The sequence below is a fragment of the Pseudomonas sp. efr-133-TYG-103a genome, from assembly GCF_030209235.1.
In the GTDB taxonomy this organism is placed as follows: domain Bacteria; phylum Pseudomonadota; class Gammaproteobacteria; order Pseudomonadales; family Pseudomonadaceae; genus Aquipseudomonas.
On sequence record NZ_JARVSK010000005.1, the window covers coordinates 33,967 to 56,758 of the forward strand.

The 22,792-nt window shown below is 60.2% G+C and carries 17 protein-coding genes; 11 read left to right on the plus strand and 6 right to left on the minus strand.

What is annotated here, in order from left to right; all coding sequences use genetic code 11:
• Positions 1-126: 126 nt before the first annotated feature.
• The 3 genes from QRN36_RS04405 to QRN36_RS04415 all read right to left on the minus strand — a co-directional run bounded on the left by QRN36_RS04405 (position 127) and on the right by QRN36_RS04415 (position 5,940).
• Positions 127-2,937, minus strand: a complete 2,811-nt coding sequence (locus tag QRN36_RS04405; RefSeq protein ID WP_285422973.1) for an FAD-binding and (Fe-S)-binding domain-containing protein — start codon at positions 2,935-2,937, stop codon at positions 127-129.
• Between the two features lie 74 nt (positions 2,938-3,011).
• On the minus strand, positions 3,012-4,172 hold the full coding sequence (lldD, locus tag QRN36_RS04410; protein WP_285422974.1) for an FMN-dependent L-lactate dehydrogenase LldD: 1,161 nt from the start codon (positions 4,170-4,172) through the stop codon (positions 3,012-3,014).
• Positions 4,173-4,242: 70 nt separating this feature from the next.
• Positions 4,243-5,940 carry a lactate permease LctP family transporter gene (locus QRN36_RS04415; RefSeq protein ID WP_285422975.1) on the minus strand — a complete coding sequence of 566 codons (1,698 nt, stop codon included), beginning with the start codon at positions 5,938-5,940 and terminating at the stop codon, positions 4,243-4,245.
• Positions 5,941-6,359: 419 nt separating this feature from the next.
• Here QRN36_RS04415 and QRN36_RS04420 point away from each other — a divergent pair, with 419 nt between their 5' ends.
• Entirely contained in the window at positions 6,360-7,127 is a 768-nt protein-coding gene (locus tag QRN36_RS04420) for a GntR family transcriptional regulator (RefSeq protein ID WP_285422976.1), read from the plus strand.
• A gap of 136 nt (positions 7,128-7,263) precedes the next feature.
• Here the strand turns inward: QRN36_RS04420 and smpB are convergent, their stop codons facing one another.
• A complete protein-coding gene (smpB, locus tag QRN36_RS04425; RefSeq protein ID WP_062389795.1) occupies positions 7,264-7,746 on the minus strand; it encodes an SsrA-binding protein SmpB in 483 nt (160 codons plus the stop codon).
• 129 nt (positions 7,747-7,875) lie between these two features.
• On the opposite strand from smpB, the gene QRN36_RS04430 reads away from it, so the two are divergent.
• From QRN36_RS04430 to QRN36_RS04440, 3 genes are read left to right on the plus strand one after another with little or no spacing between them, the layout of a single operon-like run.
• Entirely contained in the window at positions 7,876-9,279 is a 1,404-nt protein-coding gene (locus QRN36_RS04430; protein WP_285423034.1) for a sodium-dependent transporter, read from the plus strand.
• A gap of 7 nt (positions 9,280-9,286) precedes the next feature.
• Positions 9,287-9,724 carry a type II toxin-antitoxin system RatA family toxin gene (locus tag QRN36_RS04435; RefSeq protein WP_093464361.1) on the plus strand — a complete coding sequence of 146 codons (438 nt, stop codon included), beginning with the start codon at positions 9,287-9,289 and terminating at the stop codon, positions 9,722-9,724.
• Positions 9,714-10,034, plus strand: a complete 321-nt coding sequence (locus QRN36_RS04440) for an RnfH family protein (RefSeq protein ID WP_285422977.1) — start codon at positions 9,714-9,716, stop codon at positions 10,032-10,034. Before QRN36_RS04435 ends, QRN36_RS04440 begins: the two co-directional genes overlap by 11 nt.
• 87 nt (positions 10,035-10,121) lie before the next feature.
• On the opposite strand, the gene QRN36_RS04445 is transcribed toward QRN36_RS04440, so the two are convergent.
• Positions 10,122-10,646 carry an outer membrane protein assembly factor BamE gene (locus tag QRN36_RS04445; RefSeq protein ID WP_285422978.1) on the minus strand — a complete coding sequence of 175 codons (525 nt, stop codon included), beginning with the start codon at positions 10,644-10,646 and terminating at the stop codon, positions 10,122-10,124.
• Between the two features lie 98 nt (positions 10,647-10,744).
• Between QRN36_RS04445 and fur the strand changes: the two genes are divergently transcribed.
• Positions 10,745-11,152 carry a ferric iron uptake transcriptional regulator gene (gene fur / locus QRN36_RS04450; protein ID WP_093464352.1) on the plus strand — a complete coding sequence of 136 codons (408 nt, stop codon included), beginning with the start codon at positions 10,745-10,747 and terminating at the stop codon, positions 11,150-11,152.
• Between the two features lie 62 nt (positions 11,153-11,214).
• Here the strand turns inward: fur and recN are convergent, their stop codons facing one another.
• The gene (recN, locus tag QRN36_RS04455) at positions 11,215-12,888 is read right to left on the minus strand and encodes a DNA repair protein RecN (RefSeq protein WP_285422979.1); all 1,674 of its coding nucleotides are present in this window, start codon (positions 12,886-12,888) and stop codon (positions 11,215-11,217) included.
• 278 nt (positions 12,889-13,166) lie between these two features.
• On the opposite strand from recN, the gene grpE reads away from it, so the two are divergent.
• From grpE to carB, 6 genes are all read left to right on the plus strand, one after another.
• Positions 13,167-13,733, plus strand: a complete 567-nt coding sequence (gene grpE, locus QRN36_RS04460; protein ID WP_093464346.1) for a nucleotide exchange factor GrpE — start codon at positions 13,167-13,169, stop codon at positions 13,731-13,733.
• Between the two features lie 65 nt (positions 13,734-13,798).
• Entirely contained in the window at positions 13,799-15,754 is a 1,956-nt protein-coding gene (gene dnaK / locus QRN36_RS04465) for a molecular chaperone DnaK (protein WP_285422980.1), read from the plus strand.
• 324 nt (positions 15,755-16,078) lie between these two features.
• Positions 16,079-17,209, plus strand: coding sequence for a molecular chaperone DnaJ (dnaJ, locus tag QRN36_RS04470; protein ID WP_074756386.1), 1,131 nt, complete (start codon positions 16,079-16,081; stop codon positions 17,207-17,209).
• Between the two features lie 10 nt (positions 17,210-17,219).
• Positions 17,220-18,026: a 4-hydroxy-tetrahydrodipicolinate reductase gene (gene dapB / locus QRN36_RS04475; RefSeq protein WP_285422981.1), complete on the plus strand. Its 807-nt coding sequence runs from the start codon at positions 17,220-17,222 to the stop codon at positions 18,024-18,026.
• 280 nt (positions 18,027-18,306) lie between these two features.
• Complete coding sequence (gene carA, locus QRN36_RS04480) at positions 18,307-19,443, plus strand: glutamine-hydrolyzing carbamoyl-phosphate synthase small subunit (RefSeq protein ID WP_093464335.1); 1,137 nt, start codon at positions 18,307-18,309, stop codon at positions 19,441-19,443.
• A 125-nt stretch (positions 19,444-19,568) separates the two neighbouring features.
• Positions 19,569-22,790, plus strand: coding sequence for a carbamoyl-phosphate synthase large subunit (carB, locus tag QRN36_RS04485; RefSeq protein WP_093464332.1), 3,222 nt, complete (start codon positions 19,569-19,571; stop codon positions 22,788-22,790).
• The last annotated feature ends 2 nt before the right edge of the window (positions 22,791-22,792 follow it).

Here is a 22,792-nt window from a genome sequence, read left to right on the forward strand (position 1 = left end):
TGTGGCGCTTAAAGAGATGGACTGTTCGCTACCGCAGGGGTTCTATTTATTTTGCGAATGGTGGGAAAAAGCCATGTTGCAGTATGTTTCGGCGAAATGGGGCAATTATTGCCCCATTTGTGTGCATCAAGCGGTTCTTGGTCGAGTGACCCGGTCTACCAGATAGACCAGTCCATGGTAGTCGATGCCACCATGCTGGGTGAGGCCGATCTCACACGTTCTGCTGGTTGAAATGCCTTCGCTGCAGTACTGCACGGCGTCTTTAAGCGCGCGCAGCGAGTGAGCGTTCAGCTCCGGCGTGGTGAAACCTTTATCTCCGGCAAACCCACAGCAATGGATGCCTTCGGGAATGACCACGTTGACGCTGCACAGCCTCGCCAGCTCGATCAGCGCCTGGCTTTCGCCCAGGTGCTGAGTGCTGCAGGTGACGTGCACGGCGATGGCCTCCTGTTGCGGCGTGAACACGAGTTTGTCGAGCAGGTGCGTGCGTATGAATCGCACCGGATCGTAGAGATCCAGCTGCGACGGTTTGAGGTCCTGAACCAGCCGCAACGTACAAGGGCTGGTGTCGCAGTAGATCGGATCGAGCCCGCCGCGACTGGCTTTGGTCAGTGCTGCCAGCAGTTGCTGGCGCTTTTCTTCGGCATGCTCGGCGTAGCCTTTGGACGCGAACGGCTGGCCGCAGCAGAGGCTGTCCTGGTCGTCGGGAAACACTACCTGATAGCCCGCTTTTTCCAGCAAGCCTCGGGTTTTGTCCATCAGCGACATCTGTTCATGATCACCCGCGGCAGGCCCCATCACGCGCGACACGCAGGCCGCCAGGTACACCACCCGCGGGCGCTGATCTTCGATAGGCGGGGTGAAGCGAATCGCGTTTTCCGGCTGAGGCATGGCTGGCGTCCACTGCGGCACTCGACCCGATGAAGCTTTGCTGAGCGCTGCGGAAATTCGCGTCAGCCTTGGAGCGCCCAGCAGCATGCGCGCGCCGTTGGCGGCGTGCAGGGTAAAGCGCGCGCCTTGTAACGCAGTCGTGAAGTGGTGCGCGAGCCAGCCTGCGGTTTTGCCATGAGTCGCTTCCTGGCCACGCAGTTTTTTCACCAGTTCGCCGGTGTTGATGCCCACCGGACAACGCTGCGCGCACAGCCCGGTGGCCGCGCAGGTTTCGATGCCCTGGTAGTGATAGTCGCGCTCCAGCTCGCGGGTATCCTCGCCTGCGCGTTTCTTCGCCTGAATGTCCCGCCAGATCACGATGCGCTGGCGCGGGCTCAGTGTCAGGCCTTTGGAAGGGCACACCGGCTCGCAGAAACCGCACTCGATGCACTTGTCGACAATCGCGTCGGCGGCGGGCAGCGGTTTCAGGTGCTTGAGGTGGATGTGCGGATCTTCGCTCAGCACCACATCGGGATTGAGAATGCCGCTGGGATCGAGCAGCCGTTTGAGGGCCCACATCAATTGATACGCATCGCGGCCCCATTCCAGTTCAACGAAAGGCGCCATGTTGCGGCCTGTGCCGTGTTCGGCCTTGAGCGAGCCATTGAACTCGACCGCCACCAGTTGAGTGACGTCGTCAATGAACGCTGAATAGCGAGCGATTTCCGTCGGGTCATTGAAGCCCTGCGTGAAGACGAAGTGCAGATTGCCCTCCAGCGCGTGGCCGAACAGGATGGCTTCGTCATAGTGATGTTTTTCGAACAGTTGAATCAGGCGCCGCACGCCGATCGCCAGCTGCTCGATGGGGAACAGCACGTCTTCGATGATCACCGTCGTGCCGGTTTCCCGGACCGCGCCCACGGCCGGGAACATGTCTTTGCGGATGGCCCAGAGGCGGGCGTTCTCGGTGGAGGCTTCAGTGAAATCGATCCGCTGATCGACCGGGAAGTGCGCAATCGACGCCATGATCTGCGCCAGTTGCTCGTGCAGTAACGGCTGACTGGCGGCGCGGGCTTCGATCAGCAGCGCGCAGGCGTTGTCCGACAGCTCGCGCACGAACGACGGCATGCCGGGCTTGTTCTCCACCGAGCGCATGCTGCGGCGGTCGAGCAGTTCGACAGCGGCGACGGGCTGGCTTTTCAGGACGGTCACGGCATTGCAGCAGGTCTCGACATCAGGAAACACGATCAGCGCCGAGGCTTTGTTGGCGTGGTCCAGCACGGTGTCATAGGTGACGGCGCTGATGAAACCGAGCGTGCCTTCGGAGCCGACGAGCAGGTGGCTGAGGATGTCCAGCGGATCATCGAAATCGACCAGGGCGTTGAGAGACAACCCGGTGGTGTTTTTCAGACGGTATTTGTGGCGAATCTTTGCGGCCAGTTCGGCATTGGCGCGCGTCTCGTGTCCCAGTTGCGCCAGTTGATCAAGCAGCGGCCCATGGCTTTTTCGGAAGGCGGCGACGCTGCCTGCATCTTCTGTGTCGATGCGCGTGCCGTCGGCCAGCACGATGCGCATCCCCGCGAGGGTGTGATACGTGTTTTGCGCGGTTCCGCAACACATGCCGCTCGAGTTGTTGGCCACGATGCCGCCGATCTTCGCGGCGTTGATCGACGCCGGATCCGGCCCCAGTTTGCGACCGAAAGGCGCGAGCCAGACGTTCGCCTGAGCGCCGATTACGCCCGGTTGCAGGCGAATTTGCGTGCCGTGCTCGCGAATCTCGCGGCCGTTCCAGTTATCCCCCAGCACGATCAGCACCGAATCGCTGATGGCTTGCCCCGAGAGGCTGGTGCCGGCGGCGCGGAAAGTCACCGGCACCTTGTCAGCCTGGGCGCACTTGAGCAGCGCAACGACTTCGTCTTCGGATTCGACGCGCACTACCAGCTTGGGAATCAACCGGTAAAAGCTGGCGTCGGTCCCAAACGCGAGGGTCGAGAGCGGGTCGTCGAAACGACGTTGTACGGGAATCAGACGCTTCACATCGGCCAGGAAGGAGGCGGGCAGGCTCATGCGTTCTTCCTCATCAGTGTTTCTCGGGGGCGCCGCGGCATCTGACGTGCCGCGTGCGTAACGAAGGGGCGCTTTCAGGCGCCTGTGTTGCTGGCCAACGACTCACGAACCAGCGACTCGCGGCTGATCTCGCTGATTGTCTTGGCGCCGGTCAGCACCATGGCCACGCGCATTTCTTTCTCGAACAGATCGAGCAGATTCTTCACGCCAGCCTCGCCATGGGTCGCGAGGGCATAAATGAACGCACGACCGATCAACACGGTATCGGCGCCCAGCGCAATCATGCGCACCACATCCAGACCGCTGCGGACGCCGGAGTCCGCGAGGATCTTCAGGTCGCCCTTCACCGCATCGGCGATGGCTGGCAGGGCGCGAGCACTGGACAGCACGCCGTCGAGCTGACGGCCGCCATGGTTGGACACGACGATGCCATCAGCGCCGAATTTAACCGCGTCGCGGGCGTCATCGGGGTCGAGGATGCCTTTGATCAGCATCGGTCCGTCCCAGAATTCACGAATCCACTCAAGGTCCTTCCAGGAAATGGACGGGTCGAAATTCGCGCCCAGCCAGCCGATGTAGTCCGCCAGGCCCGTGGGGTTGCCGCGATACGTGGAAATGTTGCCGAGGTCATGGGGGCGACCGTTGACGCCGACGTCCCAGGCCCATTGCGGATGGGTCATGGCCTGCAGCACGCGACGAATCGGGCCGTTCTTGCCGCTCATGCCTGAGTGGGCGTCGCGGTAACGGGCGCCGGGCACGGGCATGTCGACCGTGAAAATCAGCGTCTTCACACCCGCAGCCTTGGCGCGCTCCAGCGCATTGCGCATGAAGCCGCGATCCTTGAGCACGTACAGCTGAAACCACATCGGCCGGTCAATGGCCGGGGCGACTTCTTCGATGGGGCACAGCGAAACGGTGGACAGTGTGAACGGAATGCCTTTGGCAGACGCCGCGCGCGCCGCCTGCACTTCGCCTCTGCGCGCGTACATTCCGCATAGGCCGACGGGCGCAAGTGCGACGGGCATGCTCAGGGTTTCGTCGAACAGCCGGGTCTCCAGACTGAGCTCGGACATGTTCTTCAGGACCCGCTGGCGCAGGGCGATGCTGGCCAGGTCCGAGACGTTGTGGCGCAGCGTGTGCTCGGCGTACGCGCCACCGTCGGCGTAGTGAAACAGGAAAGGCGGCAACTTGCGTTGCGCGGCGGCGCGATAGTCGGTCGAGGAGGAAATGATCATGAGGTCTCGCAACGTAGAGTGAGCGGGGACAGCGGCCGGGCGCGCAGCGGCGCACCCGGCCCTCGTCTCGTTAGTGCACCAGCATGCCGGTGAACCAATACGCTTGTGCGTAGGTGACGCAGCCGACGATCGCGGCGAAGAAAATGCTGTGTTTGAGGGTGAAGCGGAACAGGTCGGATTCCTTGCCCACCAGACCCGTCGCAGCGCAGGCGACGGCGATCGATTGCGGCGAAATCATCTTGCCCGTCACGCCACCGCTGGAGTTCGCGGCCACCATCAGCACGTCGCTGACGCCCAGTTGATGCGCGGTGGTCGCCTGCAGCGAGCCGAACAGGGCGTTGGACGATGTGTCAGAACCGGTCAGGAATACGCCCAGCCAGCCAAGGAACGGCGAGAAGAACGGGAACGCTGAACCTGTACCGGCCAATACCAGCGCCAGCGTCGACGACATGCCCGAGTAGTTCATGACGAACGCGAAGGCCAGCACCATGCCGATGGAGACAATCGCCCAGCGCAGCTCGATCAGGGTTTCCTTGAAAGTGCTAAGACCCGTTTTGAAGCCAATTCGCAGGACGATCATCGCCAGAATCGCCGACACGAGAATCGCGCTGCCCGACGCTGCGAGCAGATCGAACTTGTAGACGGCGGGCATGGCGGTCGCGTTGGCGACAATCGGCGCGCCCTTCATCACCAGTTGATCCAGATGCGGCACCGGGAAGTTCATGGTCAGCGACTGCAAGGGCCCGCCGGCTGCGAACAGCGCCTTGAAGGGCTTCAATGTCCAGATCGTCACGATGACCGTCAGGATCAGGAAGGGCGACCAGGCTTTGATGATCGTGCCTGCGGAGTAAGGCGATTTCTTGGTCGTACGAGGCTGGCCGAAACCGCCAGGGCCGCCGCCCATCACCACTGCGCCGCCACCGGCGCTGGCCACTTGCATGTCGGCCGCACGAGCCGGTTGCCACACCTTCAGGAAGAAGGTCAGGGACAAGAGGCTGACCAGCGCCGAGGTAATGTCCGGCAGTTCCGGGCCAATGTAGTTGGACGTCAGGAACTGCACGATGGCGAAGCTGCCGCCGGCGACAAGCGCCGCAGGCCAGGTCTCTTTCACGCCCTTCACGCCATCCATCATGAACATCAGCCAGAACGGCACGAACACCGAAAGCAGCGGCAACTGCCGACCCGCCATCGCGCCGATCTTGAACGCGTCGATGCCGGACACCTGGCCGGCGACGATGATCGGAATGCCCAGCGCGCCAAACGCCACGGGCGCGGTGTTGGCAATCAGACACAGCCCTGCCGCATAAAGCGGGTTCAGCCCCAGACCGACGAGCAGCGCTGCGGTAATGGCAACCGGCGCGCCGAAGCCTGCCGCACCCTCAAGAAACGCACCGAAGCAGAAGCCGATCAGCAACACCTGAAGGCGTTGGTCGTCAGTGATCGACATGACCGAGCTGCGGATGATTTCGAACTGGCCGCTCTTTACCGTCAGTTTGTACAGGAAGACCGCCGCAATGATGATCCACGCAATGGGCCACAGCCCGTACAGAAAACCGTAGACCGCTGACGCGATGGCCATGTCGGCTGGCATCTGGAAAGCGAAGATGGCGATCAGCACAGCCAACAGCAGGGTGACAGCGCCTGCAACGTGCCCTTTGAGCCGGAATACCGCCAGTGCGAGGAAGAAGAAAACGATCGGGATGACTGCAGCGAGTGCCGAAAGGCTCAGGCTGCCCAGAGGTGTGTAGAGCTGTTGCCAGGTTTGCATGTAGGAGGCCCCTAATTGTTTTTGGTTAGGCCCGGTGTGCATGTCTTACGTGCGCTGCTCCCGCAGGGGACAACTGCTTTCCTGTCGTCCTGCCGGCGCTGACGAACGAGTCGCACAGCTCACCAGCTCAGGTATTACGCCGTCGCGAAATGCCTGCGGCGAACGCAGTGGATGACCGCCAGTCGCCGGCATCAATAAATTGGTAATACCAATTTACAATGTCTTGTCGCTAGGTTAAAAGCCTTGGCATTGGTGTGTCAATTTAAGGCGCCAAAACTTTTGTAGTACTAAGCGTCGGTTTTGCCTGAAACGGTAGTTTGTCCTCCATCTGCCGGGTGAATGTCTGACCACAATCAGCGAGAATAAGCGCCCCCGCAGCCGTGGCGGGGGAAGCCGGTTGTGGATGTGGAGCGAGGGGTATGGGCTTTGATCAGGTGCGTCAGCGCCGCTTGTCTGACGACATTGTCGAACAGCTTGAGAGGATGATCCTTGAGGGCACGCTGAGGGCTGGCGGACGTCTGCCCGCCGAGCGTGCGCTTGCCGAGCAGTTCGGTGTGTCGCGTCCTTCGTTGCGCGAAGCTATCCAGAAACTCACCGCCAAGGGGCTGTTGGTCAGTCGCCAGGGCGGCGGCAACTATGTCGTGGAAAATCTGGGCTCGACCTTCAGCGATCCATTGATGCACCTTTTGGAAAGCAGCCCCGAGGCGCAGCGCGACCTTCTGGAATTCCGTCACACCCTCGAAGCCTCCTGCGCGTATTACGCCGCCATTCGCGCAACCGACGTTGACCGCTTGCGGTTACGCGAGGCGTTCGATGCCCTGCAGGATTGCTACAGCCGGGTGGATGAAGTGAGCCGAGCGGAGGAGGGCGCGGCTGACGCGAACTTCCACCTCGCCATCGCCGAAGCCAGTCACAACGCAGTGCTCTTGCACACGATTCGCGGACTGTTCGACTTGCTGCGGCGCAACGTCGTCACCAACATCGGCGGGATGTACAAACAGCGCGCGGAGACCCGAGACATGCTGATCAATCAGCATCGTGAGCTGTATCTGGCGATCATCGAGGGGCGTGCCGATGACGCGCGTGAGGTATCCAGCCGTCATTTGCTGTACGTGCAGGAGGTGCTTGAGGAAGTGCGTCAGCAGGTACAGCGCACTGCGCGCGCCGAGCGGCGCAACGGGATCTGATCGATAACGGCTACCAGTAGAAGCGCGCTTGCCTGAGATGTTGGTGAGTCAGTGACGTATTGATCGTCTGACACCCTGCAATCGCGGGCAAGCGCGCCCCTACAGGTCTGGCGCAGACCTTAGAAGAACGAAAGAATCAGTCTTCCTTGCCCTTGTTACGCACCGCGCGTTGCAGCTCGCGATTGGAGTCGCGCTCGCGCTCGGTATCGCGCTTGTCGTATTCCTTCTTGCCTTTACCCAGAGCGATTTCGCACTTGATCAAGTGCGCCTTCCAGTAAAGCGCGAGGGCGACAGCGGTATAACCTTTCTGGGCAACGGCAGCGTTGAGCCTTTCCAGCTCGCGCTTGTTGAGCAGCAGTTTACGGGTGCGTGTCGGGTCAGCGATGACGTGGGTACTGGCTGTCGTCAACGGCGTGATATGGCTACCCATCAGCCAGGCCTCACCGTCCTTGAGCAGCACGTAACTGTCCACCAGCTGCACCTTGTTGGCACGCAGGCTTTTTACTTCCCAGCCAGCCAGGACCAGACCGGCCTCGAACTTGTGTTCGATGAAGTAATCGTGACGCGCCTTTTTATTTTGCGCGATGGTCCCTGTGGGATGTTTCTTGAGCTTAGCCATAGGCGACGCATTATAGGGATCAACGGTGCTCTCGGCTACGGGCTCGGCGATGCTTGAGCACTGTGCTTGAGCACGCAGAGTGAATCCCGGACAATGCGCGATCTTTTTTGCGTGCTGGACGTGTCGACGATGTCAACGGACAAGGTTTCGGTTCATGGGAGTTGGGCGAGTCGCTGGGTGTTCATTCTGGCGGCCACCGGCTCGGCCGTGGGCCTGGGAAGCATATGGAAATTTCCCTATATGGTCGGCGTCTATGGCGGCGGCGCGTTCGTGCTGGTGTTCCTGGCGTGCATCGCGCTGATCGGCATTCCGGTCATGATTGCCGAAACATTGATCGGTCGTCGCGCCCGGCAAAGCCCCGCCAACGCACTGAGGGCGCTTGCTGTCGAGGCCGGTCATTCGCCGAAGTGGTCCTGGGGCGCGTTCGCCGGGATGATCACGGCGCTGCTGATTCTTTCTTTTTATAGCGTCGTGGGCGGCTGGTCGCTCGAGTACATCATCGATGTCGGCAAGGGTGATTTTCAGGGCGTGACGCCCGAGGGCGTTGGCGGGTTCTTTGGCAAAATGATCGCCGATCCGTGGCGTCTGGTGGGCTGGCATACGCTGTTCATGCTGCTCTCGGCAATCACCATCGCCAAGGGCGTCAACGCGGGGCTCGAGCGCAGTCTGCGCATCCTCATGCCGCTGTTGTTCGTGCTGATGGTGATATTGCTGGGCTACAGCCTCACCACCGGGCACTTCATGGAAGGCCTGCATTTCATGTTCGACTTCACGCCGGAGAAGTTGCTCGACGGCCTGCTGCCGGCGATGGGTCATGCGTTCTTTTCGCTGAGTGTCGGCGTGGGTTCCATCATGATCTACGGCGCGTACATGACCAAAGAGGCGTCGATCAGTGCGACCGTGGTCGGCGTGGCGTTGCTCGACACCTTTGTCTCACTGCTGGCAGGGCTTGCGCTGTTTCCGATCGTCTTTGCGGCAGGCCTGAACCCGAGCGAAGGCCCTGGCCTGATGTTCGTCACCTTGCCCTATGCATTTGGTAACGTAGCGTTCGGTACAGTCATGGGTGTGGTGTTCTTCATCCTCGTCGCTGTGGCAGCGTGGAGCTCCGCGATTTCCCTGCTCGAGCCGATGGTTGCGTACCTGGTGGAGCGCACGAAAGTACGTCGCGGCTGGGTCACGTTCTGGCTGTCGTTCATCTGCTGGTTCGTGGGGCTGGGGACGGTTTTCTCGTTCAACATCTGGAAGCAGGCCAAATTTTTCGTGAACGAAGGCGGCGCGTTTCATCTCTACCAGTGGGGAGCGACGTCGGGGCTGGATTTCTTTGGCGTGATTGATTTCTTCACCTCGCGGATCATGTTGCCGCTGGGTGGATTGTGTTTTGTGATCTTCGCAGGTTGGGTGATGGGACGCGCCGCGGTACGTGACGAATTGTCCGTACGCAGTCCGGTCCTGTTCGCTTTGACGTTCTTTTTGATGCGCTATGTGGCGCCGATCGGCATCGTGATTGTCTTTGCCGCTCAGCTTTGGAAATGACGCTGACATGACTACGCATATTCAACGTTCGGCCCTGTTGCCATACCCCGCACAGGCTCTCTACGACCTGGTCAACGACGTGAGTCGCTACTCGGAGTTTCTGCCCTGGTGCTCCGGCGCCACGGTGCTGGAACAGAGCGATAACGCGATGCGCGCGCGGGTCGAGGTGGCCAAGGGTGGTTTGAGTCAGCACTTCGTCACGCGCAATACGCTGACGCCGGGCCAGACCATCGAGATGAATCTGGAGGAGGGTCCGTTCAGTCAGCTGCATGGCGTCTGGACGTTCAAGGCGTTGAACGAGAAGGCCTGTAAAATCAGCCTCGATCTCTCGTTCGATTACTCCGGACCTATCGTGCGGGCGACGCTGGGGCCGCTGTTCAACCAGGCCGCCAACACGCTGGTCGATGCATTTTGCCAGCGAGCCAAAGAGCTGCATGGCAGCTGACATGATCAGCGTCGAAGTGGTGTATGCAGCTGTGGATCGGCAGGTGCTGCTCAAGCTCGATGTGCCCACCGGGACGACTGTACGCGCAGCGGTTGAGGCCTCAGGAGTTGCCCGGCACTTCCCTGAGCTTGAACGTGCTGACTGCCCGCTGGGGATTTTCGGAAAAGTGGTGAGCGATCCGGCGCAGCGCATGCTCGAGCCGGGCGACAGGATCGAGATTTATCGTCCGTTGCTGGCAGACCCGAAAGAGGTGCGTCGCCTGCGCGCCGAAAAGGCGGCAAAGGTGCAAAAGGCGCAGAGGCCGATTTAAGTTTTTCATCGGCTCGATTGAGGAGCAACAAAAAGCCCGGCATTGCCGGGCTTTTTTGTGCAGCTCAAATGACGCGGAAACTGTCGATCAGCGCGGGCTGGTGTCCAGCGGTTCCTGGGTTGGGACCGGCACTGTTTCGACCTTGTCGACGTCATTCTGGATCTGCTCAAGCAGGGAGCCAGGCTTCGGCGGCTCTTCCCTCTGAGGCTGATCGCCTTTGTTTTCGGGCGTTGCGTTGGTATCGCTGCCTTTGCCGAGGATGGCTTCGTCACGGCTCACGCCGGGTTTGAAGTCACCGGACAGGCTGGCCAGTTGATCGCTACCATTGAAGATCAGGCTGATGCGCTCCTGCTGACGCTCACCGCCACCGGGCTGCAAGCTGTACAGGTAGTCCCAGCGTTCAGGGTGAAAAGTGTCGGTCAACAAGGGGTTGCCCATGATAAACCTTACTTGCCGACGGGTCATTCCGGGGCGTAACTGGTCTATCATGTCCTGCGTGACGACATTGCCCTGTTGGATGTCGATTTTATAAACCCCGGGGAATGAACAACCGGCGAGTGCGAGCAGTCCCACGAAGGTGAAACTGGTTAGCAAGAGCTTGGTGTTTTGCATCGGTGGGCGACTTCCACTATCTTGGCTGGGACAACGTAAACCCCGATCATACCTGCATTAAGAGAAGCTGCGAAGCAGCGTCTGCGAGAAAGCTGACCATGGTTGAAAATAGCGAACTACGCAAAGCTGGACTTAAAGTGACCCTGCCGCGGGTCAAGATCCTTCAAATGCTCGATTCTGCAGAGCAGCGCCACATGAGCGCGGAGGACGTCTACAAGGCGCTTATGGAGGCCAACGAAGACGTCGGTCTGGCAACGGTTTACCGTGTTTTGACTCAGTTCGAAGCAGCCGGGTTGGTGGTTCGCCACAACTTCGACGGCGGTCATGCCGTATTCGAACTCGCCGACGGAGGCCACCACGACCACATGGTCAATGTGGATTCCGGTGAGGTGATCGAATTCTTTCATAAAGGAATCGAAGAGCTTCAGAAACAAATTGTGGCCGAACACGGCTTCGAGCTGGTGGACCACAATCTGGTGCTCTACGTGCGCAAGAAACAGGCGTGAGTCTTTTTCTGTAGCAAGACAAAGGCGACCCTCGGGTCGCCTTTGTCGTTTCTGAAAGATGGTCAGGATTTCGCTGCCACAACCATCTTCTTCGCGTGAGCCAGGGACTCCTTGGTCAGGTCGATCCCGCCCAGCATCCGCGCCACCTCTTCGACGCGCTCGTTTTTGCTGAGTTTCGAAACAGCCGTTCGGGTCGCATCGTTTTCGCGGACCTTGTGCACGAACAGATGCTGATGCCCTTGCGCTGCTACCTGAGGCAAATGCGTCACCGTCATGACCTGGCCGCGCTCGCCAAGGCGCCGCAGCAGCTGGCCGACGATTTCGGCCGTTGGCCCGCCGATGCCGACGTCCACTTCGTCGAACACCAGTGTCGGGATGCGCGAGGTTTGGGCCGTGATGACCTGAATGGCCAGACTGATCCTCGACAGCTCACCGCCCGACGCCACTTTCGCCAATGCCTTGAGCGGCTGACCGGGGTTGGCGCTGACCAACAGTTCCACTTGCTCGAGGCCGTGCGGGGACAATTCTTTGTCGACGTTCTCCTTGAGCTCGATATTGAAGCGTCCGCCGGGCATGCCCAGTCGCTGGATTTCGTGTTCAACCGAATGCGCGAGTTCAGGCGCCGCGCGATGACGCAGATCGCTCAGCTCGCGGGCTTTTTCCTGATAATGCCGTGCGTAGGATCCCAGCTCATGCTGCAGGCGTTCGACGGCTTCATCGTTGGCGTTGAGCGTTTCGATTTCGTCGAGCAACTTCTGATGCAGCGCAGGCACTTCGCTCGGCTGCACGCGGTGTTTGCGCGCCAGCGTGTAGATGGTGTCGAGCCGTTCTTCGATCTGTTGCAGGCGGGCCGGATCTGCTTCGAAACGATCGAGGAAGCGATTGATCTCGCCCACGGCTTCCTCGACCTGAATCTGTGCGCTGGAGAGCAGATTGGTCGCCTCGTTCAGCGCATCCGGCGAGTTGTTCACGCTGGTGAGCCGGTTGAGGCTGGCCGTCAGCGCATTCAGAGCGTTGCCTGAGTCGCTTTCGCTGCACAGTTCGACGACCTGCCGGCAGATACCGAGCAAGCTTTCGGCGTTGGTCAGGGTGGTTTGCTCTTGTTCCAGATGCTCGAGTTCGTTTTCGCCCAGGCTCAGGCTTTCGAGTTCTTCGAGCTGGTAGCTCAACAGCTGATGCTTTGCGCGCTGTTCGTCGCCCGAGTTGGCCAGGCGTTCAAGCTCCTGACGCGTCTGACGCCAGCGCTGCGCGGCCAGTTGAACCTGGCGGGCCAGATCGGTGGCGCCCGCGTACTCATCCAGCAATCGCCGATGCGTATCGGTCTTGAGCAGCGACTGATGCTCGTGCTGGCTGTGAATGTCGATGATCAGCTCACCCAATGCCTTCAGATCGCCCTGCGGGCAGGGGGTACCGTTTATGTAGGCACGCGAGCGGCCCTCGGCCGTGATCACGCGACGCAATATGCACGGACCGTCTGTTTCCAGGTCGCGCTCTTTCAGCCACGCGCTGGCTTCGGGAATGTCCGACACATCGAAGGTCGCCAGAATGTCTGCCTTGTCGGCCCCCGGTCTCACCACGCCGCTGTCGGCTCTGTCGCCCAGGGTCAGGCCCAGTGCGTCGAGCATGATCGATTTACCGGCACCGGTTTCGCCGGTGATCACGCTCATGCCCCGATCGAGTTCCAGATCGAGGTGTTCAACGATGGCGTAGTTATGTATGGACAGGTGCACCAGCATAAGGGCGGCTCCCAAACGATTTGTCTGGTTATTTATACAGTGTTTCGCTCAAGCCTGACAATGCCCCGGTCTGGCTCGATTTGACGGGCGGTTGTGTGTTTTGTGTTCAAGTGCGGCGCCTGCGCCCGGCCGTGCAGGAAAATCCGGCCATGGCGGAAAATTTGTAAGGTCATTCGCCTCATCCTGCATCGAAACCCCTTGAAGCCGAAAATTACGGCCCCATATAGCCGGGCAGAAGCGTGAGTTGAGCTCACGGACGTAATTAGAAGGAGAGAACTATGGCTGACGAACAGAACCCGGACACGCAGGCTCAGGATCAGGCTGGCGACGCGGCGACCTCCGGTGAGGATTTGGCAACTCGTGTGCAAGTGCTGGAAGAGCAACTGGCTGCAGCGCAGGACCAGTCCCTGCGTGTCGCTGCGGATCTGCAGAACGTCCGCCGCCGTGCAGAACAGGACGTAGAGAAAGCCCACAAATTCGCGCTGGAGAAGTTCGCCGGCGACCTGCTGCCGATCATCGACAGCCTGGAGCGTGGTCTGGACCTGTCCAACCCGGATGACGAGAGCATCCGCCCGATGCGTGAAGGCATCGAGCTGACGCTGAAAATGTTCAACGACACCCTCAAGCGTTTCAATCTGGAAGCCATCGACCCGCACGGCCAGCCGTTCAACGCCGAGCATCACCAGGCGATGGCGATGCAGGAAAGCGCGGACGTGGAGCCGAACAGCGTTCTGAAGGTGTTTCAGAAGGGTTATCAGCTTAACGGTCGTCTGCTGCGCCCGGCCATGGTCGTGGTCAGCAAGGCACCGTCGCCTGTTACACCGTCAATTGACGAGCAGGCTTGAAATCAGCTGAGCGGGCCCCATCTAAGGGCCATGGTTTAAAGAATTACCGCAATTTGTAAACGCAGTTGCGGCAACCAAATTCAAAGTTTCGGGAGAGTCAAAACATGGGCAAGATTATCGGTATCGACCTGGGGACCACCAACTCCTGCGTCTCGGTTCTGGAAAACGGTGTAGCGAAGGTTATCGAGAACGCCGAAGGCGCGCGTACTACCCCTTCGATCATCGCGTACGCCAACGACGGCGAAACCCTGGTCGGTCAATCGGCCAAGCGTCAGGCGGTCACCAACCCGCACAACACCCTGTACGCGGTAAAGCGTCTGATCGGCCGTAAGTTCGACGAAGAAGTCGTGCAGAAAGACATCAAGATGGTGCCTTACACCATCGCCAAGGCTGACAACGGCGACGCATGGGTTTCGGTCAACGACAAGAAGATGTCGCCTCCTCAGATTTCCGCCGAAATCCTGAAGAAAATGAAAAAGACCGCCGAAGACTATCTCGGTGAGCCTGTGACTGAAGCGGTCATCACCGTTCCGGCCTACTTCAACGACAGCCAGCGTCAGGCCACCAAAGACGCCGGCCGCATCGCCGGTCTGGACGTAAAACGTATCATCAACGAACCGACCGCAGCCGCACTGGCCTACGGTATGGACAAAGCCAAAGGCGACCACACTGTCATCGTTTATGACCTGGGTGGCGGTACTTTCGACGTTTCGGTCATCGAAATCGCCGAAGTCGACGGCGAGCACCAGTTCGAAGTGTTGGCCACCAACGGCGACACCTTCCTGGGTGGTGAAGACTTCGACATTCGTCTGATCGACTACCTCGTTGACGAATTCAAGAAAGAAAGCGGCATGAACCTCAAAGGTGACCCGCTGGCGATGCAGCGTCTGAAAGAAGCTGCTGAAAAAGCCAAGATCGAGCTGTCTTCCAGCCAGTCCACCGACGTCAACCTGCCGTACATCACTGCAGACGCCACCGGTCCGAAGCACCTGAACGTGAAGATCTCCCGCGCCAAGCTGGAATCGCTGGTTGAAGACCTGGTTGCCCGCACCATCGAGCCTTGCCGCATTGCGTTGAAAGACTCCGGTATCGACATCGGTGCGATCAACGACGTGATTCTGGTCGGCGGTCAGACCCGTATGCCGCTGGTTCAGCAGAAAGTCACCGAGTTCTTCGGTAAAGAAGCGCGCAAGGACGTCAACCCTGACGAAGCCGTTGCCATGGGTGCTGCAATTCAAGGTGCGGTACTGGCCGGCGACGTGAAAGACGTTCTGCTGCTGGACGTCAGCCCGCTGACCCTGGGTATCGAAACCATGGGTGGCGTGATGACCGCGCTGATCGAGAAAAACACCACGATTCCTACCAAGAAATCGCAGGTGTTCTCGACTGCCGACGACAACCAGAGCGCCGTGACCATTCACGTGCTGCAAGGTGAGCGCAAACAGGCGGCTTCCAACAAGTCCCTGGGCAAGTTCGACCTGGCCGAGATTCCACCAGCGCCACGTGGCGTGCCTCAGATCGAAGTGACCTTCGACATCGACGCCAACGGCATCCTGCACGTCGGCGCGAAAGACAAGGCTACTGGCAAGACTCAATCGATCGTAATCAAGGCCAACTCGGGTCTGTCGGATGAAGAAATCCAGCAGATGATCCGCGACGCTGAAGCGAACTCGGAAGCGGACAAGAAGTTCGAAGAGCTGGCGTCTGCCCGTAACCAGGGTGATGCACTGGTTCACTCGACTCGCAAGATGGTCGCTGACGCAGGTGACAAGGTCACTGAAGAAGAGAAGACCGCGATCGAAGCTGCTGTGGTTGCCCTGGAAGCTGCTGTCAAAGGCGACGACAAGGCTGCCATCGACGCCAAGGTCGAAGAGCTGTCGAAAGTCTCCGCCCCGGTCGCTCAGAAGATGTACGCCGAGCAGGCTGAAAAACCTGAAGCCGGTGCTCAGCCAGCTCAGGAAGAGCACAAGGCTGACGACGTCGTCGACGCTGAGTTCGAAGAAGTCAAAGACAACAAGTAAGCGCAGGCTCACTTGATCGCCGGTTGACCGCTTTCAAGCGGTCGCTGGTAGGATGTCGCCGCGCGGGAGCTTGCTCCCGCGTTGGCGTGTCTGGAACACCCGAATTTTCAAGCTGCGCGAAGGTGTCTTCGCGGGCTGTGTGGCAAAGGCGGATGCTCCTGCAATCCGGCTTGTTCTGCCGCTTTCCTCGGTCGATCGAAGGCCGTTGAACCAAGACCAGGATCGTTGAATTGACGTGAGTTGGGTCCGGGCCTGAAAGGGGCTCAACGAGTTCGGCAAACTCAGGAGGGTTATGCCGGGCGTCCTCAAGAGTGCAGAAAACTTATGTCAAAGCGTGACTATTACGAAGTATTGGGGGTGGAGCGCGGCTCCAGCGAGGCGGACCTTAAAAAGGCGTACCGTCGTCTCGCGATGAAGTATCACCCTGACCGCAACCCGGGCGACAAGGCCTCGGAAGATGCGTTCAAAGAAGCCAATGAAGCGTACGAAGTGCTGTCCGATGCCAGCAAACGTGCTGCTTATGATCAATATGGTCATGCCGGTGTCGATCAGGGCATGGGCGGCGGCGGTGCCGGTTTCGGCGGCGCGAACTTCTCCGACATTTTCGGCGATGTCTTCAGCGACTTCTTCGGCGGTGGCCGTGCCGGCGGCGGCGGACGTGGCGGCGCCCAGCGTGGCAGCGACCTGCGCTACACCCTGGAACTGAATCTCGAAGAAGCCGTGCGTGGCACCACCGTCAGCATTCGCGTGCCGACGCTGGTCAACTGCAAACCGTGTGACGGCAGCGGCGCCAAAAAAGGCTCTTCGCCTGTCACTTGCCCGACTTGCGGCGGCATTGGCCAGGTTCGCATGCAGCAGGGTTTCTTCTCCGTTCAGCAGACCTGCCCGCGTTGCCACGGCAACGGCAAGATCATTTCCGACCCTTGCGATTCCTGCCACGGCGAAGGCCGCGTCGAAGAATACAAGACGTTGTCGGTCAAGGTGCCGGCCGGCGTCGACACGGGTGATCGCATTCGTCTGTCGGGCGAAGGCGAGGCGGGCGTGCAGGGTGGTCCGACGGGCGACCTGTATGTCGTGATCAATGTGCGCGAGCACGCGATTTTCCAGCGCGACGGCAAGCACCTGTACTGCGAAGTGCCGATCAGCTTTACCGACGCTGCGCTGGGTGGCGAGCTTGAAGTGCCGACGCTGGACGGCCGCGTCAAACTGAAAATCCCTGAAGGCACCCAGACCGGCAAGCAATTCCGTCTGCGCGGCAAGGGCGTTGCGCCTGTGCGCGGCGGCGGTGCGGGCGACCTGATGTGCCGCGTTGCGGTGGAGACGCCAGTCAACCTGGGTCGCCGTCAGCGTGAATTGCTCGAAGAGTTCCGCGCCTCGCTGGAAGGCGACAGCTCGCATTCGCCCAAGGCCAGTGGCTGGTTCGAAGGCGTGAAGCGTTTCTTCGGCGATCTCTGAGGAGCAGGGCATGCGACGTATTGCAGTGATGGGCGCTGCCGGGCGTATGGGCAAGCATCTGATCGAAGCCGTTCAGGAGCGCGCGCCGCTGACAGGGCTGACCGCGGCGATCGTTCGTCCGGGCAGCACGATGATCGGCGCCGATGCGGGTGAGCTCGCTTCGATTGGTCGTATCGGTGTGCAGCTGACCGGCAACCTGGAGCAGGTGGCGGACGAGTTCGATGTGCTGATCGATTTCACGCTGCCGGAGGTGATGCTGAAAAACCTCGCCTTCTGCCGCAAGGCCGGCAAGGCGATGGTCATCGGTACCACGGGCCTCAGCGCTGAGCAGAAGCAACTGCTGCAGGAAGCCAGCAAAGACATCCCCGTCGTCTTCGCGTCCAATTTCAGTGTCGGTGTAAACCTGTCATTCAAGCTGCTGGAAATGGCGGCCAAGGTGATGGGTGACGACGCAGACATCGAAATCATCGAAGCGCATCACCGCAACAAGGTCGATGCGCCTTCGGGAACGGCTGTCAGCATGGGTGAAGTGATCGCGCGGACTTTGGGTCGTGATCTGGGCCAGGTAGCGGTCTATGGACGTGAAGGTCATACCGGGGTGCGCGAGCGTGACACCATCGGTTTTGCCACGGTGCGCGGTGGTGACGTGGTGGGGGATCACACGGTGCTGTTCGCCGCAGAAGGCGAGCGCCTGGAGATCACCCACAAGGCCTCCAGCCGGATGACCTTTGCCAAGGGCGCCGTGCGCGCTGCGCTGTGGCTCGATGCCAAATCCCCCGGTCTTTACGACATGCGGGACGTGCTCGAGCTTCACTGATTGGTGTAGTTGAACCCGTAACAATGCGGGCAGAACAGGTGTTTTACCTGTATCCTGCCCGCAGTTTTGACCCGCTACGCGATGTCCTGTCGCATTCCTCTGCCTTCAAGGCGTTTTAGCGGTGGATTAAAAAAGCCTTTTTCTGTAAGCTACAGCTTTAGTGTGTCCACTAAAAGCGCGCAGATAATTCGATGAAAAAAGCGGGGTGACGTGTCTATACGTCATTCCGCTTTTTTACAACCTGCGATCGCCCTTTCAGGCTTTATTACGGGAGGTCTTCTTGACTAAGCCAGCCATACTCGCCCTTGCTGATGGCAGCATTTTTCGCGGCGAAGCCATTGGAGCCGACGGCCAGACCGTTGGTGAGGTGGTGTTCAACACCGCAATGACCGGCTATCAGGAAATCCTTACCGATCCTTCCTATGCCCAGCAAATCGTCACCCTGACTTACCCTCACATCGGCAACACCGGCACCACGCCGGAAGACGCCGAGTCCGACCGCGTATGGTCGGCGGGCCTGGTCATTCGCGACCTGCCTCTGGTGGCGAGCAACTGGCGCAACAAGATGTCCCTGGATGATTATCTGAAAGCCAACAATGTCGTCGCCATCGCTGGCATCGACACGCGCCGCCTGACCCGCATTCTGCGTGAGAAAGGCGCGCAGAACGGCTGCATCATGGCCGGTGACGACATTTCGGAAGAAGCGGCCATCGCCGCAGCACGCGGCTTCCCGGGCCTGAAAGGCATGGACCTCGCCAAAGAAGTCAGCACCAAGGAAACCTACGAGTGGCGCTCCAGCGTCTGGAGCCTGAAGACCGACAGTCATCCGGAATTGGCGGCGGGCGATCTGCCGTACAACGTCGTGGCCTACGACTACGGCGTCAAGACCAACATCCTGCGCATGCTCGTCGAGCGCGGCTGCCGCGTGACCGTGGTGCCCGCCCAGACGCCGGCCAGTGAAGTGCTCGCCCTCAACCCTGACGGCGTGTTCCTGTCCAACGGCCCTGGCGATCCGGAGCCTTGCGACTACGCGATCCAGGCGATCAAGGACGTGCTGCAGACCGAGATTCCGGTCTTCGGCATTTGCCTGGGTCATCAACTGCTGGCCCTCGCGTCCGGCGCCAAGACCGTCAAGATGGGTCATGGTCACCACGGTGCCAACCACCCGGTGCAGGATCTGGATTCCGGCGTCGTCATGATCACCAGCCAGAACCACGGTTTTGCGGTCGACGAAGCAACCCTGCCAGGCAACGTGCGCGCGATCCACAAATCGCTGTTCGACGGTACCCTGCAAGGCATCGAGCGTACCGACAAGGACGCGTTCAGCTTCCAGGGTCACCCTGAGGCGAGCCCGGGCCCCAACGACGTCGCGCCGCTGTTTGATCGCTTCATCACAGCCATGGCCAAGCGCCGCTGATCGGCGACTTGCGACTGTAGCGAGCAGGTGCACGAGGCGCGCCGGACACGTCCGGCCGCGCGCCCGGCACCTCAGAGAATGTTCAAGACGGCTTGCCGACTGACATAGGATTCGAGTGACAACCCATGCCAAAACGTACAGACATTAAAAGCATCCTGATTCTCGGCGCTGGCCCGATCGTGATCGGCCAGGCCTGTGAATTCGACTACTCCGGCGCCCAGGCCTGTAAAGCCCTGCGCGAAGAGGGCTACCGCGTCATCCTGGTCAACTCCAACCCGGCCACCATCATGACCGACCCGGCCATGGCGGACGCGACCTACATCGAGCCGATCAAATGGGCGACCGTCGCCAAGATCATCGAAAAGGAACGCCCGGACGCGCTGCTGCCTACCATGGGTGGCCAGACGGCTCTGAATTGCGCGCTGGACCTGGAGCGCGAAGGCGTTCTGGAGAAGTTCGGCGTCGAAATGATCGGCGCCAACGCCGACACCATCGACAAGGCTGAAGACCGCTCGCGTTTCGACAAGGCCATGAAGGCTATCGGCCTGGAGTGCCCGCGTTCGGGTATCGCCCATAGCATGGAAGAGGCCAACGCGGTCCTCGAAAAGCTGGGCTTCCCGTGCATCATCCGTCCGTCCTTCACCATGGGCGGCACCGGTGGCGGCATCGCTTACAACCGTGAAGAGTTCGAAGAAATCTGCGCCCGCGGTCTGGATCTGTCGCCGACCAAAGAGCTGCTGATCGACGAATCGCTGATCGGCTGGAAAGAATATGAAATGGAAGTTGTCCGCGACAAAAAGGACAACTGCATCATCGTCTGCTCCATCGAAAACTTCGACCCGATGGGCGTGCACACCGGTGACTCGATCACTGTCGCGCCTGCGCAGACCCTGACTGACAAGGAATACCAGATCCTGCGGAACGCCTCGCTGGCGGTCCTGCGCGAGATCGGCGTTGAAACCGGCGGCTCGAACGTGCAGTTCGGTATCTGCCCGGACACCGGCCGCATGGTCGTCATCGAGATGAACCCGCGCGTTTCCCGTTCCTCGGCGCTGGCCTCCAAGGCCACGGGCTTCCCGATCGCCAAGGTCGCGGCCAAGCTGGCAGTGGGTTACACCCTGGACGAACTGCAGAACGACATCACCGGCGGCAAGACCCCGGCGTCCTTCGAGCCGTCCATCGACTACGTCGTCACCAAACTGCCTCGCTTCGCGTTCGAGAAATTCTCGAAGGCCGACGCGCGCCTGACCACGCAAATGAAGTCGGTCGGCGAAGTCATGGCGATCGGCCGCACCTTCCAGGAATCGCTGCAGAAAGCCCTGCGTGGCCTGGAAGTGGGCGTCAGCGGTCTTGATCCGAAGCTGGATCTGGGCAGCTCGGAAAGCATGAGCATCCTCAAGCGCGAGCTGACCGTTCCGGGCGCCGAGCGCATCTGGTACGTCGCCGACGCATTCCGCGCCGGCATGACGGTCGAGCAGATTTTCGACATGAACATGATCGACCCTTGGTTCCTGGTGCAGATCGAAGATCTGATCAAGGAAGAAGAGAAGGTCAAGACCCTCGGCCTGTCGGCAATCGACCGCGACCTGATGTTCCGCCTCAAGCGCAAGGGCTTCTCCGATGCGCGTCTGGCCAAGCTGCTGGGCGTCACCGAGAAAAACCTGCGCACGCACCGTCACAAGCTTGAGATCTACCCGGTCTACAAGCGTGTCGACACCTGCGCTGCAGAGTTCGCGACCGATACCGCGTACATGTACTCGACGTACGAAGAAGAGTGCGAAGCCAACCCTTCGACGCGCGACAAGATCATGATCCTGGGCGGCGGTCCTAACCGGATCGGCCAGGGCATCGAGTTCGACTACTGCTGCGTTCATGCCGCGCTGGCGCTGCGTGACGACGGGTACGAGACCATCATGGTCAACTGCAACCCGGAAACCGTATCGACCGACTACGACACCTCCGACCGTCTGTACTTCGAGCCGGTGACGCTTGAAGACGTACTGGAGATCGTTCGCGTCGAGAAGCCGAAGGGCGTGATCGTCCAGTACGGCGGCCAGACGCCTCTGAAACTGGCGCGTGCGCTTGAAGCGGCCGGCGTGCCGATCATCGGCACCAGCCCTGATGCCATCGACCGTGCCGAAGACCGTGAGCGTTTCCAGCAAATGGTCGAGCGCTTGAACCTGCGTCAGCCGCCTAACGCCACCGTGCGCAGCGAAGACGAAGCCATTCGCGCTGCAGCGAAAATCGGTTACCCGCTGGTGGTTCGTCCGTCCTACGTACTGGGCGGCCGTGCGATGGAAATCGTCTACGAAGAAGAAGAGCTCAAGCGCTACCTGCGCGAAGCGGTTCAAGTGTCCAACGACAGCCCGGTGCTGCTGGACCACTTCCTCAACTGCGCGATCGAAATGGACGTGGATGCCGTATGTGACGGCACTGACGTCGTCATTGGCGCGATCATGCAGCACATCGAGCAGGCAGGCGTTCACTCCGGTGACTCCGCATGCTCGCTGCCACCGTACTCGCTGCCGGCGCACATCCAGGACGAGATGCGTGAGCAGGTCAAGAAAATGGCCCTCGAGCTCGGCGTCGTCGGCCTGATGAACGTGCAGCTGGCCCTGCAGGGTGAAGACATCTACGTCATCGAAGTGAACCCGCGTGCCTCGCGCACCGTGCCGTTCGTTTCCAAGTGCATCGGTGTCTCTCTGGCCATGATCGCAGCACGCGTCATGGCGGGTAAAACCCTGAAAGAGCTTGGCTTCACCAAAGAAATCATTCCGAATTTCTACAGCGTGAAAGAGGCGGTCTTCCCGTTCGCCAAGTTCCCTGGCGTCGACCCGATCCTCGGCCCGGAGATGAAGTCCACCGGTGAAGTCATGGGTGTCGGCGATACCTTCGGCGAAGCCTTTGCCAAAGCCCAGATGGGCGCCAGCGAAGTGCTGCCGACCGGCGGAACCGCTTTCATCAGCGTGCGTGACGACGACAAGCCGCTGGTGGCTGGCGTTGCCCGCAACCTGATCGAGCTGGGTTTCGAAATCGTTGCAACCGCAGGTACCGCGCGCCTCATCGAGGCAGCCGGCCTGAAAGTGCGTCGCGTCAACAAGGTGACTGAGGGTCGCCCTCACGTGGTCGACATGATCAAGAATGACGAAGTCACGCTGATCATCAACACCACCGAAGGTCGCCAGTCGATCGCGGATTCCTACTCCATCCGTCGCAACGCCTTGCAGCACAAGATCTACTGCACCACGACCATTGCTGCGGGCGAGGCCATCTGTGAAGCGCTGAAGTTCGGCCCTGAAAAGACCGTGCGCCGCTTGCAGGATCTACATGCAGGATTGAAGGCATGAGT